Here is a 13,698-nt window from a genome sequence, read left to right on the forward strand (position 1 = left end):
GCCCTTTTCTGCAAAAGCAGGCTGAAGATGCAGCGGCACAGGATAATGTATTGCACACGCAATATCCTTTGATGCAAGATAATCCCTTAATCCGTCTCTGTCAGGAACCTGTATGGAAAACTGGTGGAAAATGTGGTCTCTGTCCTCATTAATGAACGGAGTGATTATATCCGGATGATCCAGCAGCTCTGTATAAAGAGCTGCAATATCTTTACGAGCCTCGTTCCACTCATCAAGATGTTTTAGTTTTACGCGTAAAATTGCAGCCTGCATTGCATCAAGCCTGCTGTTTAAGCCCAGAATAGCATGGTGATAGCGCTTGTCAGAGCCGTGATCTCTTATCATACGAAGAGTTTCTGCAAATTTCTCATCTGACGTAAGAACCATACCTCCGTCGCCGTAAGCGCCGAGATTTTTTGACGGGAAAAAACTCAAAGCCCCCATATGACCGAGACTGCACGCCCTTCTGTTTTTATAATGAGCTCCTACTGCCTGACATGCATCCTCTATTACAATAAGGTTATTTTTCTCTGCAATAACATTAATCTCATCCATATCCGCTATCTGGCCGTAAAGATGAACAGGTATAATAGCTTTTGTATTTTTTGTTACTGCTTTTTCCACAAGTTCCGGGTCAATGTTGTATGTATCCGGCTTGATATCTACAAAAACCGCTTTTAACCCGAGAAGCCTTATCACCTCTGCTGTTGCTGCAAATGTAAACGGAGTTGTTATAACCTCATCCCCTGTTTTAAGGCCTGCTGCCATAAGAGACATCATAAGAGCATCTGTGCCCGAACCGCATGCAATTGCATATTTCGCTGATGAATACAAAGCCATCTCTTCCTCAAAAGATGTTACTTCAGGCCCCATTATAAAACGTGTACTTTCAATCACATCTAATACTGCTCTGTTGATTTCTTTTTTAATTGATTTATACTGCTGCTTCAAATCTACCATCGGAATGCTCATGAAAACCCCTTTCATTGTAGCCGTAATTTTATATTGCTTACTTCATATTAAATTATACATTTAAATTTAACCTACAACATCTTTTTAAAAAATTTTCTCCTTTTTCAGTGCCCCTTACTCTTAAGCATAACATAGACCGTAACAAGAATTATTTTTAAATCCATCCTTAAAGACATGTTTTCAATGTAAAAAAGATCATACGTTAATTTCTGTTTTACATGTTCAATTGTCTGATCATATCCTCCCTTTATCTGAGCCCAGCCTGTTATTCCGGGCCTTACACGAAGGCGTCTTGCATACAGAGGAATTTCTTTTTTAAATTTTTCCACAAAGAACGGCCTTTCAGGCCTCGGCCCAACCCAGGACATATCTCCTTTTATAACATTCAGGAGCTGCGGAATCTCGTCAATTCTAGTACGCCTCATAATTTTTCCCACACGCGTAACTCTCTTATCATCCCACGTAGCCCACACCGGGCCTGTCATTTTTTCCGCCCCATGTACCATAGAGCGGAATTTAATCATTGTATAAACTTTCCCATTCATTCCCACGCGTTTTTGTTTATAAAAAAGCGGGCCCCTGGAATCTATCTTGATTGCAGCAGTCACTAAAAGCCATACAGGCAGAAATCCGATAAAAATCAAAAGTGAGAAAACAACGTCGCCGAACCTTTTAACTTTCCATTCCCAGGCAGGCATAATCCTCGGAAAAATTTCTATTAACGGAAAGCCGAAAACCTGATTTGTCTTTACCTGTCCTACAATAAGATCATAGAGATCCGGTACGATCTTCAATCCGACTGCTGTTCCGTCACACCGGGAAATTACCTGCTCAACATTCCTTTTTGAATACTGCGGAAGCGCAATAAGAACCTCCTGGATATCATGCTTGGGGATCAGCTTGTCCAGGTCATCAATAGTTCCCAGTACAGGTGTATTCTTATAAGCAGTTGCATTCTTTAGCTGCGGAGAGACAACAAACCCTTTTACCTGATAGCCGAGTCCCGGCGTTTTTGTAAGTTGGTTAAAAAGTCCGAAAGCCTTGCCTCTCCATCCCACAATCACGCTCTTTTTCAGGCCTATGCCGGCTTTATGCAGTTTTTTCTGAATTGTTATAAGAAAAACTCTGCCGAAACTAATACATCCTGCCATTAATGCCCAATAAGCAAAGATTGTAGCCCTGCTGATTGTCATCGGTTGTTTCAGATCACTCCTGAGGTCTACTGTCAGAATAAAAATAATAAAAATACCAATTGTTACGGTTTTCAATATTTCAATTATTTCGTCAATTCTTGACCTTAATGACCATGGTTTGTACATGCCGAAAAAAAGAAAAACAACGAACCAGTATAAAAATATTATTATGGATACTTTTGCCGTACCGAGGAAATCAGGTTCTGTAAAAAATCCCATCTGACCTCTTAATCTGCACCAGATAAAAAAGGCCGCATTAATCATTAAAAAATCCGAAACAAATATGAAAAGCTTTTCTAATTGTTTTGACATGTATATTTCTCTAATTATACACTCTTTATAATGTTATGACCTTTCAACCCTGGACCATGTCCTTGCCTGCTTTCCTGTAACCGCTTTAATAAATCCGGCAAAAAGTGCAGAATTGATAATTAAAAAATAGGCCGGATACATAAATATATTATTTAACTTTTTCCTGCTATGAGAGATTATTCCTATTAAACCGGCAAGATAAAACATTATCTGTAAAATAAATATAACTCTATAAAATGGCATGAGCAACACTAATAAATTAATTAATAAAATCAATAAAAGCATGAACGGAACAAACCATCTTATAATTTTGTGAGACCACAAACTGAATGCAATAAATCCTTTCAATGGATTAAGTAATTCCAGAATTTCCGGTATTGCATTATAATTGCCAGCTCCTATTCTTATTCTTCTAAAAAATTCATCTTTCAACGTCGGTGATGTAAACTCCCATGCTTCTGCCTCCGGTTCAAAGACAATATCCAATCCCTTTTTGATAATGTTTGCAGGTATAATAAAATCATCATTAAAAAATTTATTTTCAGGAATAGCAGAGAATAATTCCTTCCTTATGGCATATATTGACCCGTTTGCGCCTGTTACACTTTTTATTGCTCCTTCAAGCGATTTAATTCTATTTTCATAATTCCAGTATTTCACTTCTCCGTGAATATTTAGCATATTTTCTGGATTACTCAATATCAATCTTCCGCAAACACCTCCTGTTTTTTTATCCCGAAAGTGTTTTACAATCTTTCTAATTGAAGTTTTGGAATAAAGAGTATTAGCATCAGAGAAAACAATAATTTTTCCACTACCCTCCGGAATAAGCTTGTTTAGAACCCATGATTTACCATGCCGTTCTTTAAAATTAAAACAACGAATTAATGTGTTATTACAAAAATTATCCAGTATTTTTTCAGTATTGTCACTTGATCCGTCATTACCGATAATAAGCTCTATTTTATTTTTTGGATAATTAATATTTAAAAAATTAATTATCTTCTTCTCCATGATGTATTCCTCATTATAAGCTGAAACTATCATTGTTACCCTGGGTGTAAAATTTTCATCTATAACCCTGACAGCTTTTTTGAAAAATAAAATCACCTTTAAGAAGAAAGGGTATAAAAAATAACTATAAACAATTAAAAATACTAATATCCAGAAAATCATTTGCATAACATGCCCGCAATATATTTATATTCCAAAATATGCTTTAAAGAGTTCCTTTTCCGCATTATTCCAGTTATATTCTTTTTCAACTGCTTCTCTTCCAAGATCACCGAATTTTAGATTGCTTTCGTATATTTTAATAACAGCATTAATATAGCTCTCTAATACATTCGGTTTAAAAATCACACCACAATTAATTTTTGATACAACATACGCTATTGCCTCAGAACGTGGCACAACAACAGGTTTGCCTCTCGCCATATATTCAAATAATTTATTCGGTACTCCAATATCCATATTGTCATTAGAAAAATGAGGAATAATACCAATATCGGCAATATCAATAAATTTTGCTGCATCTGCAACATCAAGCCATCCTGTAAACTGAACAGCCTCTTCTATTTTTAAAAATTTAACAAGCTTCTCCAATATTTGTCTATGCGGTCCGTCGCCAATAATTATTAGCTTGAGGGATGGTATTCTGTCTTTTAATGCCGGGACTGCACGCAACGCAAGTTCCAAATTTCTCTCAGGATTTAATTTACCAAAATATACAAGATTATATGTGTTCCTATAATGTCTTTTAAAATCATTGTCCGGCTTATTATAATTAATAAACTCAAATGAAGGGACATTTGGCACAACAAATATTTTATCCGCTTCAACCCCCCTTTTAATTAACAAATTTTTATGAACATGATCAATAACAACTATTTTTTTACTCTTTTTTAGGCAGAACCGTTCTACTTTGGCAGAAATTTTCGGATTCCGTATAGTCCAGCCTGCTATTCCTGGTTTATACCACTGTTTTAAAGCAGCAGGATAATTTTCATGCAGATCAATAATAACTGGTATATTATAAATTTTACTCACATGTAATACCGAAAGAGCAAGAGGAAGATCGTGCACATGTATCACATCAGCTTTGATCTTTTGTACAGTATCGGCAATCGCATAAAGCCATACAGGATTAGGATACACCGGCAAATTAATAAAACGGTGAAAATTGCCTTTTGCAGCAGAAATATGCCTTACCCGTACCACCTCTATACCTTTTATTAATGATTTTCGTAAATTTTTAACACGATTATCACATAATAAAACAACTCTGTTGCCGGCATTAATAAGAGACAAAGCTTCTTTCTGAACTCTCATATCAGGCGGGAAATCTGACTGCAGCACCATTAATATTCTTTTCATAAACAACTGTTTTCTAATTAATTTTTATTGAGCAAACCATTATAAATTTTCAACAACTTTTTTTCTTCAATATCCCAATTATATTTGCTCTCTACAATTTTTCTTGCTTTTGCAGACATTGCGGAATATTTATCACCAGAAAACAATATCTCATTAATTGCATTGGCCGCTTCTCTTGGATCTGTTTGATCTACAACCAATCCGACACCTTCTGAAATAATTAAATTTCTCCACTCGGGAAAATCAGGAAATATAACAGGTAATCCTGCAGATAAGTACTCAAAAAGTTTGTTTGATAACATTGTATAGTTATTTAAACCTATATTTTGTACAAGGGAAATTCCAATACTTGCAGAAGCTGTGTATTGATACAAATCAGCCCACGGCACTGAATCCAGTATAAACACTCTTTGGCTCAATCCTCTGTCAGCAACATCGTTCATTAGCTTAGTTTTATATCCACCCGGCCCTATTACTACCAACACTCCTTTTTTAACATATTCGATGGCGTCCACCAATACATCAACACCTCTGGCTTTTGACACGACCCCCTGATAGAGAACTATCGGCTCTGTTTGAGGAATATCTAAAATATCATGAAATTTATTTGTTTTAATTAAGGGTTTAAGAATCTGGACATTTTTGATAATGTACGGGAATTCAGTAAAATACCTTTCTGAAAATATCTTTCCTCTTGATTCGGTAGTGAGAATATTAGAATCTGTCATCCCTGCCAGAAATTTTTCTATTTTGAACCATATTCTTTTTGTAAATCTGCCGTGTTTTACCATATCAATATACAACTCATGAGAATCGTACACCAAAGGTTTTCCATGTATTACAGAAAGCAAAAATCCGATAGGAAGGGTTTCAAGATCATGAGCATGAAAAAGAGAATATTTTTCTTTCCCTGCTTTAAAAATAACCCGTGCGGCAAACTCCAAATATTTTAAAAAGAAAAATATGTTTGTTTTGGGAAGGATATATCTTAATTTTACGGAAATCCGGAAAATGCGATACCCGTCTTTTTTTTCATACTTAACAGTATCTTTATTTTTCAAAGCAAATACATCCAGATCGTAGCCTGATTTCACTAGAGTATTCGCCTCTCTTGTTACTCTGGCATCATTTAAAAATTCTGTCATTATAATCATGCATATCTTCATAGAAACCTGCTTTTACAAGATATCAATGTTCCGCCAAACCTGATTTTATCTTTTTATACAATTTTTTTATATACATCAATTCTTCAACTTTAAAAAATTTAAATACTATCAGAAACACCGGAAACAAAAGAACAAGACAAATCTTAATAAAAATATTGAGAAGCATATTATTACATGTAACAATATACGGAATAGTCACAAAAACTACGAATAATAAAAATATTTTAATGATTCTATTAATTTCATACGGCACAGAATAATAATGATTTGATATTTTAGCAGCCGTACCCGCCATTACAACAAATGAAATCAAGGTTGCGGCGCTTGCTCCCAATATACCGAACCTCGGTATTAAAATTACATTTAATCCTATATTTAAGGCAGCGGCAATTGAAACTGCGAGAGACTGGTAGTATGTTTTCTTTTTAATATTTAACCCTATTGCAGTAAAATAGTAAACACCATAAAAAATAAATGCCAGGGAAATAAAAGGAATTATTTTAAATCCCGGAATGTATTTTTCGGAGGCGAATACAACTATTATCTCTTTTGCAAAAAGGCCTAACAGCAAAGCCATATAAGATAAAAAGAGAAAAAAGTAAGTAAAATTTTTTGCAAAAATTTCTTTTGCATTTCTTTCTTTAGCAATATTAAACATAGCTGAAGGCCATGCTTTTTGAAATGCCGACACCATCATCCCTATAATCATACCAAATTTGTATGCAAGCGAGTAATATCCTACCTGATCAAGCCCTGTATAATATTTTAATAAATATCTGTCCGACATAGTTAATATTAACATAGCAATACTTGCCGGAATTAATGGCAGGCCGTATTCCAGCATCTCTTTTAACTCTGTAAAAGAAAATTTCAATCTCAGACTGTCACTTAAAATAATGGTATATACTATGGTAAAAATTCCCGAAACAATACATTCCGAAACAAGAATGCCGTATATCCCTTTTTTCAAAAAAACAACAAATAATATATTCAATAACATCTGAAGTACAAACTTTATAACAAGTATTACTCCGAATTTTAACGAATTGTTTTCTATTCTTAACTTAGCAAGAGGAACAACGCCAAACACATTAAAAAATGCACTAATAATAACAATCCTGAGTAATAAAGTTTGACCCGGGGTTCGAAATATCAGCATGGATATTGAATCGGCCTTTAGAAAGATAACGGTTAAAAACAATAATGAACTTACCAGTAAGAAATAAAATGCTGTGCTGTACACAAGTTTTTTATCTGTGTTTTGATTATAAATAACTGACTTGAAAATTGCAGAACCAATTCCGAATTGAACTATGATAAAGATGAGATTGAAAAGTATAAGGAGGAGCTGGAGCGTTCCGTATTCATCCGGCAGCAGGAATCTTGCATACACAGGTATTAATAAAAAACCGATTAATCTGTTTGCAATATCAGACGCTCCGTAAATAAATGAATGCTTCAACAAGGATTTTTGAAGATAAGCCATATTTCCCTGATAAGATTAAATTTATTTAATTAAATCCAACTTCTTAAGCTGCGTTTCCACTTGGGAAAAAACCTGTTCCGTACTGATTGAATAAAGACACTCGTACTGTTCTCCCGGGCAATCCCGGGTTTTATAGAACCTTAAACAGGGCCTGCACTTGATTGCCGGATTGTAAACATTGACAACATTTTTCCCGACTGCACCATTTCTTTTAAAATCACTACCACCCCAGATTGATACAATGGGAATATTCAGCAAATCTGCCAAATGCATAATCCCCGAATCATTTGTGATTAACAATTTAGATTTCGACAATACGCTTATTACACAATTAAAATCTTTTTCCCTTAATACCGGAAATGCCGTCTCCTTAATTCTTTTATATATTTCTGCCTCATCAGGCCCGATAATAAAAAAGGGTAAGATTCCAATCTTTATAATTTTATCAGCAACTTCTAAAAAGGATTCCAGAGGCCATCTTTTATAATCAGCGTTATGTTTGCTTCCCGGATGTATGGCCACAAGATTCCTGTCTGAGGATATACTGTGTTCATTAAAAAATTTCTTTATACAAGTTGTATTTATATAATCAATTTTCGGATATTCCCTGATTTTCTCTCCGTGTATTGGCAGTGTATCAAACAGGTTTAAATTCTGATCAACATCATGTAGATCTTCATTAAGAGTTACAGTAATCAGTCCATGCATAAACATTTTAAAAAAGGGATGCGCATTAGAATAATCGTGTGAAATAATTTTATTTATTCCGGCAAATAAGGGTACAAGTTCAATATCCAGCTTACGTGTAGGAAATGCAATTATAGATAAATAATATTTTCTGTTTCTCAAATACTTCATCTTATGTATGACTCGAAAATTTGCAAAAATATAAACATTGTCTACATCTGTTAATTTTTCCAGGATTTTTCCGGATGCACTATTTGTTACCAGCACATCTATCGAACAAGCCGGTAAATTTTTTTTAATAGTTAAAATAAGGGGTACAGCCATTATACTGTTACCAATACCAGATCCTGAAATGATTAAAATCCTGGAGTTAGATAATTTATTAATATCAATATTAGAAACATCTCTTTTAAGTTTCAGCAGGAAATAGACCGGAACTAAAAATAAATATTTTAATATGTAAACAATACGGTTAACCATGGTCAGATTCTTGTCTTTTTTTCTCTTGTCTGTACATCACTTCCACAAGCCCGATAAGAACAGCCCATAAGACATTAAATCTATAATATATTATACATGTATTGCTTAAAGCAACAATCAATAATCCGGAAAAAGCGGCAATTATTGCACCTGCAATCTGCCGTACATCGCTGTTTAAACTTGTATGAAAAAGATAAAATGCTTTTTTAAAGAACACTGCATATATGCTGATAAAAATAAAGAGCCCTACAACGCCTGTTTTCCATAAAATGAAAATATATGAATTATCAATATGATTTTCCGGCATATGTGACAGAATAACCGGGGAAATCCAGCTGCCCAAACCTGTTCCCAAAAATATATTTTCTCTCCATTGTACCAAGGCATGATTAATTTCCGCCAATCGTATTGAAAGAGAAACGTCCTTTGATAAATCCAAAAGTGTGTTTGCTCTTGTTATCAGTGTTAATAGCGAAGAACCCATGAACAGCTTATCAATGACAACTAATATAAAAGCAGCGAGAGAAATTGCGATAAAAAGATACAAAACAAACTTCATTAAATTATGAACCGTCACTCCATGTTCAACAAATGATAAAAACCATAAAATAATTAAAGAAATTAATATGCCCACCCAGAGGCCTCTTTGCTGAGAAAAGAAAACCATTAAGAAAAGAGGAATAAGAAAAATTGAAACTAATAAAACAACTTTTTTCTGTTTCTTAAAAAAATAATAACTCATTAAAAATGGTATTGTTATCTGTGCTATATGGGGTTGTTGCGTTGAAACCCGTTTAAGTAGTAACCCTCCACTTAATCCTGACTCTCTTACTGCTATATAAATATACTCAAAAGAAACAATAACAGAAATCATTATTAAAACTGCTATTATCTGTTTAATTGAATTAATAGATTTAAAAGACCTGGAAATTATAAAATACATTAAATAAAAACCAAAGAAATACAGCTCTGAAATTATGTAAACTTGTTTTCCTCCGTTCTTCAAGCCCAGGAGCGCAGCCACTACAACCCATATAAAAAATATTATAAATAATTTATCAAGGCCTGATAATGATGTTTTTGATATATTATCTGAAGATATTTTGTCAGCCATTAAATAAAATATCAGTATTAATAAAAAAATGGCGAGCAACTGTAAAGACACAGGCGCTAATATATATGGGTATTTTTCGAATGACGGTTGATTGGGGAAAAGTACTAAATACGTCAAAAATATAAAAAGCGTCCGTTTAATTGAAAACAGTGACCACAAACTCATTAAAAGAAAAACCAGAAACACAAGCAAATATACCGGTTTTTGAAAATATGCAGCAAGGCCTAAAATCACTATCTCAAAGATTATAAAAACAAAGTTAAAATACTTCTTGTCAGGAAAAATTACTCTATAATTGCCTAAGGGTAAATCCATTTATTTTTTAGTCCGGTTAAATAGCCCAATAAAATCATTACTAATGATATGAATAATTTCCTTCTCTTTTTTAAAATCCATTGCCGGCGAATTCTTTACTTGTTCAACATATTCAATAAAAAGAACGTAAATGCAGCTTAGCAAACAGCTAAGAAAAGAAAAAAACATTACAAATACTGCTCTTTTGGGTTTTGAGCGTTTAATAGGAATTACAGCTCTGTCAAGAACCTGGACAGTGGGAGTATTTTTCGCTTCCTGTATTTTTGCCTGTTCATACTGGGGCAGTAAAAATTCCTGGATCTTTTCCTGAATTTTAACTGATCTGTATAACCTGGCATAGTTTAATGCAAGATCAGGCAGCTTTTGCAAAGGCAGAAAAACATCATCCCTTTTAACAGAAGAACCATCTGAACCCGTATTTATATCGTTAAATTTATTTTTTAGTGCTGCAATTTCATTTTTCAGCCTTATAATTTCCGTGTGAGAAGAACCCATATATTTCTGCATTACATTAAGCTCAACTTCTTTAGCAACAATCTGGCCTTCAATGTCCGAGACTGCAGCAATCGTTGCAGTAATTTGTTCGGGCAGGGCTATTGCACCTTGCTCTTCCTGATAGGTTTTTAATTCCTGCTCTGCTTTTGTCAAATCAGAAAGATTCTGAAAATATCTTTTTTCAATAAAAATTCTTGTGTTTCTTGCACTCTCAGCTTTTAAGACTTTATTTAAACTATCTAATTTTTGTATTAAAAAAGTATTCATGTCTCTTGCGAGAATTCTTGCTTCCTGATCCTTTGATGATGAGGCAAAAAAGGGTGTGCTCGCTTCAACTGCGAGAGATATCGTACCTTCTTCATTCACGTTTACTTTAACATGTTTTCGAAGCTCCTTTATAGTTTCTTCCATATTTTTTTCTTTATACAAAATCATTAAATCAAATTTTTGAGCGACTGATTCCATTAATGTTCTACTGTCAAAGATTGCCAGCACCCTGGAAGTTCCTTCTGAGAGCCCTGTTAAACCGAGAGAACCAAAAGGCAGGCTATTCAGCAGATTTGAGAATCCCAGGCCCTGAGTCTCTTCCTGCGGCGGCATAATAACACTTTTTGACGTATACCATCTTGGAACGACAAGACTAACCGCTGCTGCTGCAACCGCAACGACCAATGCATTAATTATTATAAATTTACGCCATTTAATAAATATATATAAATAATCAACTGATCTTTTACGATCATTCATAAAATTATCCTCATGTATTATTTATCGAAAAAGCCTGCAGCTTTTGCTGCTAAAATTAAAGATGTTAAGGTCGGAATCAAACGCAAAAGTACATCTAATCTCAATCTTATATTTTCCTGCATATGTATAACATCGCCAGGATATACCGGCGTATCAGGCCCTTTTTCTCTCTTTCCGGTTAATGTATGATACACACTAATACCATTAATTTTACCTGATCTGTAATCACCGCCTGCCATACCTGCATACTCCCTCGCAGTTAAATCAGCAACATACGGGTATGCACCAGGGTTTCTGACTGCACCTTTAACATAAACATATTCTGAAGGAAGAACTATCCTGTCCCCCGGTTTTAGAATAAATTGTTCTCCGTCCGTTGTGGAACGTTTAAAAGGCCTAAAGACATGAAACTTGCAATTTTTATCCTGATTTGAATTTTTTCTATAAACCATTATGAAAGATGGTGCAGATGTACTTTTTAAAGCCCCTATTTTTACAAGAAATGTGCTTATATCTTCATCCCTTGGCAAAGCATACATACCTGCATGAATAAAATTGCCTTCAACTGTAATAATGCGGCTGCTTAACGCAACCGTAGGCACATAAATAACATCCCCGCCTTCTACAACCGGATTTTGTGAAAGATCGCCGAATTTTTCATAGGCCAAAACATCAAGAGTATCTATCGTCTGCGAAACGATATGTTTTAATATAACACTATTATACCACGCATTACTTGATATACCTCCTGCTCTGTCAATCATATCTGTAACTCTGTCAATAGCTCTTCCGGTATAAGTACCCGGATATTTCACTTCTCCAACTACATGAACACGAAACAGGCGTAATGACAAAAGAGAAATTGAATAAGCGCTGTTTTTATAAGCTTTTTTCACCTTTTCTTTAATTGTTTCTTTTACCTGAGTAAGTGTCTGCCCTGAAACTTTAATCTCTTCAACTCCCGGAATGAAAAGATATCCTTCAGGTGTTACTTCAATGGGGACCTGCTCCTGGCCTGAGCCTCTCAACACAAACAAGAACTGATCTCCCGGGCCGACAATATACAAATCCGGATCCACAGGTTTTTCAAGAGCCTGCACACTAAGGCTTTGAACATACTGAGCATTCTGCTGCTGTTTTTGCTGTAAGTAATCAACCCGCGGGACATCTTGTTTATCAAATATCTTGGAAAAATCAATTGACATTGGTACTGATTTTTGTTTTATATCTTTACTATTTTCATCTTCCTGAATCTGAGCATAACCTATCCCAGCCAAAATTAATAACAGTATTATGACATATAATTTCCGCATTTATACTACTCCATAAATAAAATTATTTAAACATCATTAATTGTCTGGTGAAGATACAAACAAATCTAATCATCCCTTTGCAACCATTTTTACTTTACAAGGTTATTAACCGGAAAATTTGAATTTATTTTATTTAGAATATTATTTCACGAATCATGCTTTGACTATTTTATCTTTTCCATCAACAGAACTCTTTGTTGCATTTCTCGTGTCAATAACCAAATCTGAATTCTTTACAATAAAATCATAATCAAAAGAAGAGTGTGCCGTAGCAATTAAAACCGCATCATAGGACGAAAGGGCCTCCTTTGTAAGCTCAACACTCTCTTTATTAAAATCATATTTTCTGACTTTGGGCAGCACAGGAATATATGGATCACTATAATCGACCTGTGCACCTTTATCCTGCAGTATTTCCATCAGTTTAAGAGAAGGGCTTTCACGCAGGTCATCAATATCCTTTTTATATGCAGCACCCAATATGAGTATTGACGACCCTTTCAGGCTCTTCTGCCTTGTATTAAGAGCATCCATTATTTTCTGCACGACAAAATACGGCATATCAGTATTAATTTCACCGGCAAGTTCTATGAACCTTGTAGGCATATCAAACTCTTTGGCTTTATAAGTCAGATAAAATGGGTCAATGGGTATGCAATGCCCGCCAAGACCAGGCCCCGGGTAAAAGGGCATAAACCCGAAAGGTTTTGTGGACGCTGCTTCAATAACTTCCCACACATCTATTCCCATCCTGTCAAAAATTAATTTCATCTCATTTACAAGAGCTATATTAACACTGCGGAATATATTTTCCAGAAGTTTTGTTGCCTCTGCAGTCTGGCTTGTAGATACAGGCACAGTCTTAATAATTACCTGATCGTAAAGAGCTGTTGCATATTTCCTGCTTAAAGGATCGTTAGCCCCTACAACCTTAGGTATTGTTTTTGTCGTATATGTAGGATTATTGGGATCTTCCCTTTCAGGAGAGAAAGCCAGATAAAAATCATCCGGATATTTTAATCCGGACTCTTCAAGAACCGGC

At 34.7% G+C, this 13,698-nt stretch carries 11 protein-coding genes; all 11 read right to left on the bottom strand.

What is annotated here, in order from left to right; translation table 11 throughout:
* The coding region (locus tag J7K93_11020; protein ID MCD6117538.1) for a DegT/DnrJ/EryC1/StrS family aminotransferase at positions 1–972 on the bottom strand (972 nt) is incomplete at its 3' end.
* 104 nt (positions 973–1,076) lie between these two features.
* Positions 1,077–2,477: a sugar transferase gene (locus J7K93_11025; GenBank protein ID MCD6117539.1), complete on the bottom strand. Its 1,401-nt coding sequence runs from the start codon at positions 2,475–2,477 to the stop codon at positions 1,077–1,079.
* Positions 2,478–2,510: 33 nt separating this feature from the next.
* Positions 2,511–3,659, bottom strand: a complete 1,149-nt coding sequence (locus tag J7K93_11030) for a glycosyltransferase family 2 protein (protein MCD6117540.1) — start codon at positions 3,657–3,659, stop codon at positions 2,511–2,513.
* A gap of 18 nt (positions 3,660–3,677) precedes the next feature.
* The gene (locus J7K93_11035; GenBank protein MCD6117541.1) at positions 3,678–4,853 is read right to left on the bottom strand and encodes a glycosyltransferase family 4 protein; all 1,176 of its coding nucleotides are present in this window, start codon (positions 4,851–4,853) and stop codon (positions 3,678–3,680) included.
* Between the two features lie 17 nt (positions 4,854–4,870).
* Positions 4,871–6,019, bottom strand: a complete 1,149-nt coding sequence (locus J7K93_11040) for a glycosyltransferase family 4 protein (GenBank protein MCD6117542.1) — start codon at positions 6,017–6,019, stop codon at positions 4,871–4,873.
* 22 nt (positions 6,020–6,041) lie between these two features.
* Positions 6,042–7,505, bottom strand: a complete 1,464-nt coding sequence (locus J7K93_11045; protein MCD6117543.1) for an oligosaccharide flippase family protein — start codon at positions 7,503–7,505, stop codon at positions 6,042–6,044.
* Positions 7,506–7,526: 21 nt separating this feature from the next.
* On the bottom strand, positions 7,527–8,672 hold the full coding sequence (locus J7K93_11050) for a glycosyltransferase family 9 protein (GenBank protein MCD6117544.1): 1,146 nt from the start codon (positions 8,670–8,672) through the stop codon (positions 7,527–7,529).
* Positions 8,665–9,786, bottom strand: a complete 1,122-nt coding sequence (locus J7K93_11055) for an O-antigen ligase family protein (protein ID MCD6117545.1) — start codon at positions 9,784–9,786, stop codon at positions 8,665–8,667. Before J7K93_11055 ends, J7K93_11050 begins: the two co-directional genes overlap by 8 nt.
* Positions 9,787–10,101: 315 nt before the next feature.
* Positions 10,102–11,343: a hypothetical protein gene (locus J7K93_11060; GenBank protein MCD6117546.1), complete on the bottom strand. Its 1,242-nt coding sequence runs from the start codon at positions 11,341–11,343 to the stop codon at positions 10,102–10,104.
* Between the two features lie 17 nt (positions 11,344–11,360).
* A complete protein-coding gene (locus tag J7K93_11065; GenBank protein MCD6117547.1) occupies positions 11,361–12,656 on the bottom strand; it encodes an SLBB domain-containing protein in 1,296 nt (431 codons plus the stop codon).
* A gap of 153 nt (positions 12,657–12,809) precedes the next feature.
* On the bottom strand, positions 12,810–13,698 hold an 889-nt coding region (locus tag J7K93_11070; GenBank protein MCD6117548.1), incomplete at its 5' end, for a nucleotide sugar dehydrogenase.

It is taken from the genome of bacterium (genome assembly GCA_021158245.1).
In the GTDB taxonomy this organism is placed as follows: domain Bacteria; phylum Zhuqueibacterota; class QNDG01; order QNDG01; family QNDG01; genus QNDG01.

Bases quoted from the DNA above. Each gene is read 5' to 3' on its own strand.
- J7K93_11025 (MCD6117539.1), bottom strand. From the start codon at position 2,477: ATGTCAAAACAATTAGAAAAGCTTTTCATATTTGTTTCGGATTTTTTA.
- J7K93_11030 (MCD6117540.1), bottom strand. From the start codon at position 3,659: ATGCAAATGATTTTCTGGATATTAGTATTTTTAATTGTTTATAGTTAT.
- J7K93_11035 (MCD6117541.1), bottom strand. From the start codon at position 4,853: ATGAAAAGAATATTAATGGTGCTGCAGTCAGATTTCCCGCCTGATATG.
- J7K93_11040 (MCD6117542.1), bottom strand. From the start codon at position 6,019: ATGAAGATATGCATGATTATAATGACAGAATTTTTAAATGATGCCAGA.
- J7K93_11045 (MCD6117543.1), bottom strand. From the start codon at position 7,505: ATGGCTTATCTTCAAAAATCCTTGTTGAAGCATTCATTTATTTACGGA.
- J7K93_11050 (MCD6117544.1), bottom strand. From the start codon at position 8,672: ATGGTTAACCGTATTGTTTACATATTAAAATATTTATTTTTAGTTCCG.
- J7K93_11055 (MCD6117545.1), bottom strand. From the start codon at position 9,786: ATGGCTGACAAAATATCTTCAGATAATATATCAAAAACATCATTATCA.
- J7K93_11060 (MCD6117546.1), bottom strand. From the start codon at position 11,343: ATGAATGATCGTAAAAGATCAGTTGATTATTTATATATATTTATTAAA.
- J7K93_11065 (MCD6117547.1), bottom strand. From the start codon at position 12,656: ATGCGGAAATTATATGTCATAATACTGTTATTAATTTTGGCTGGGATA.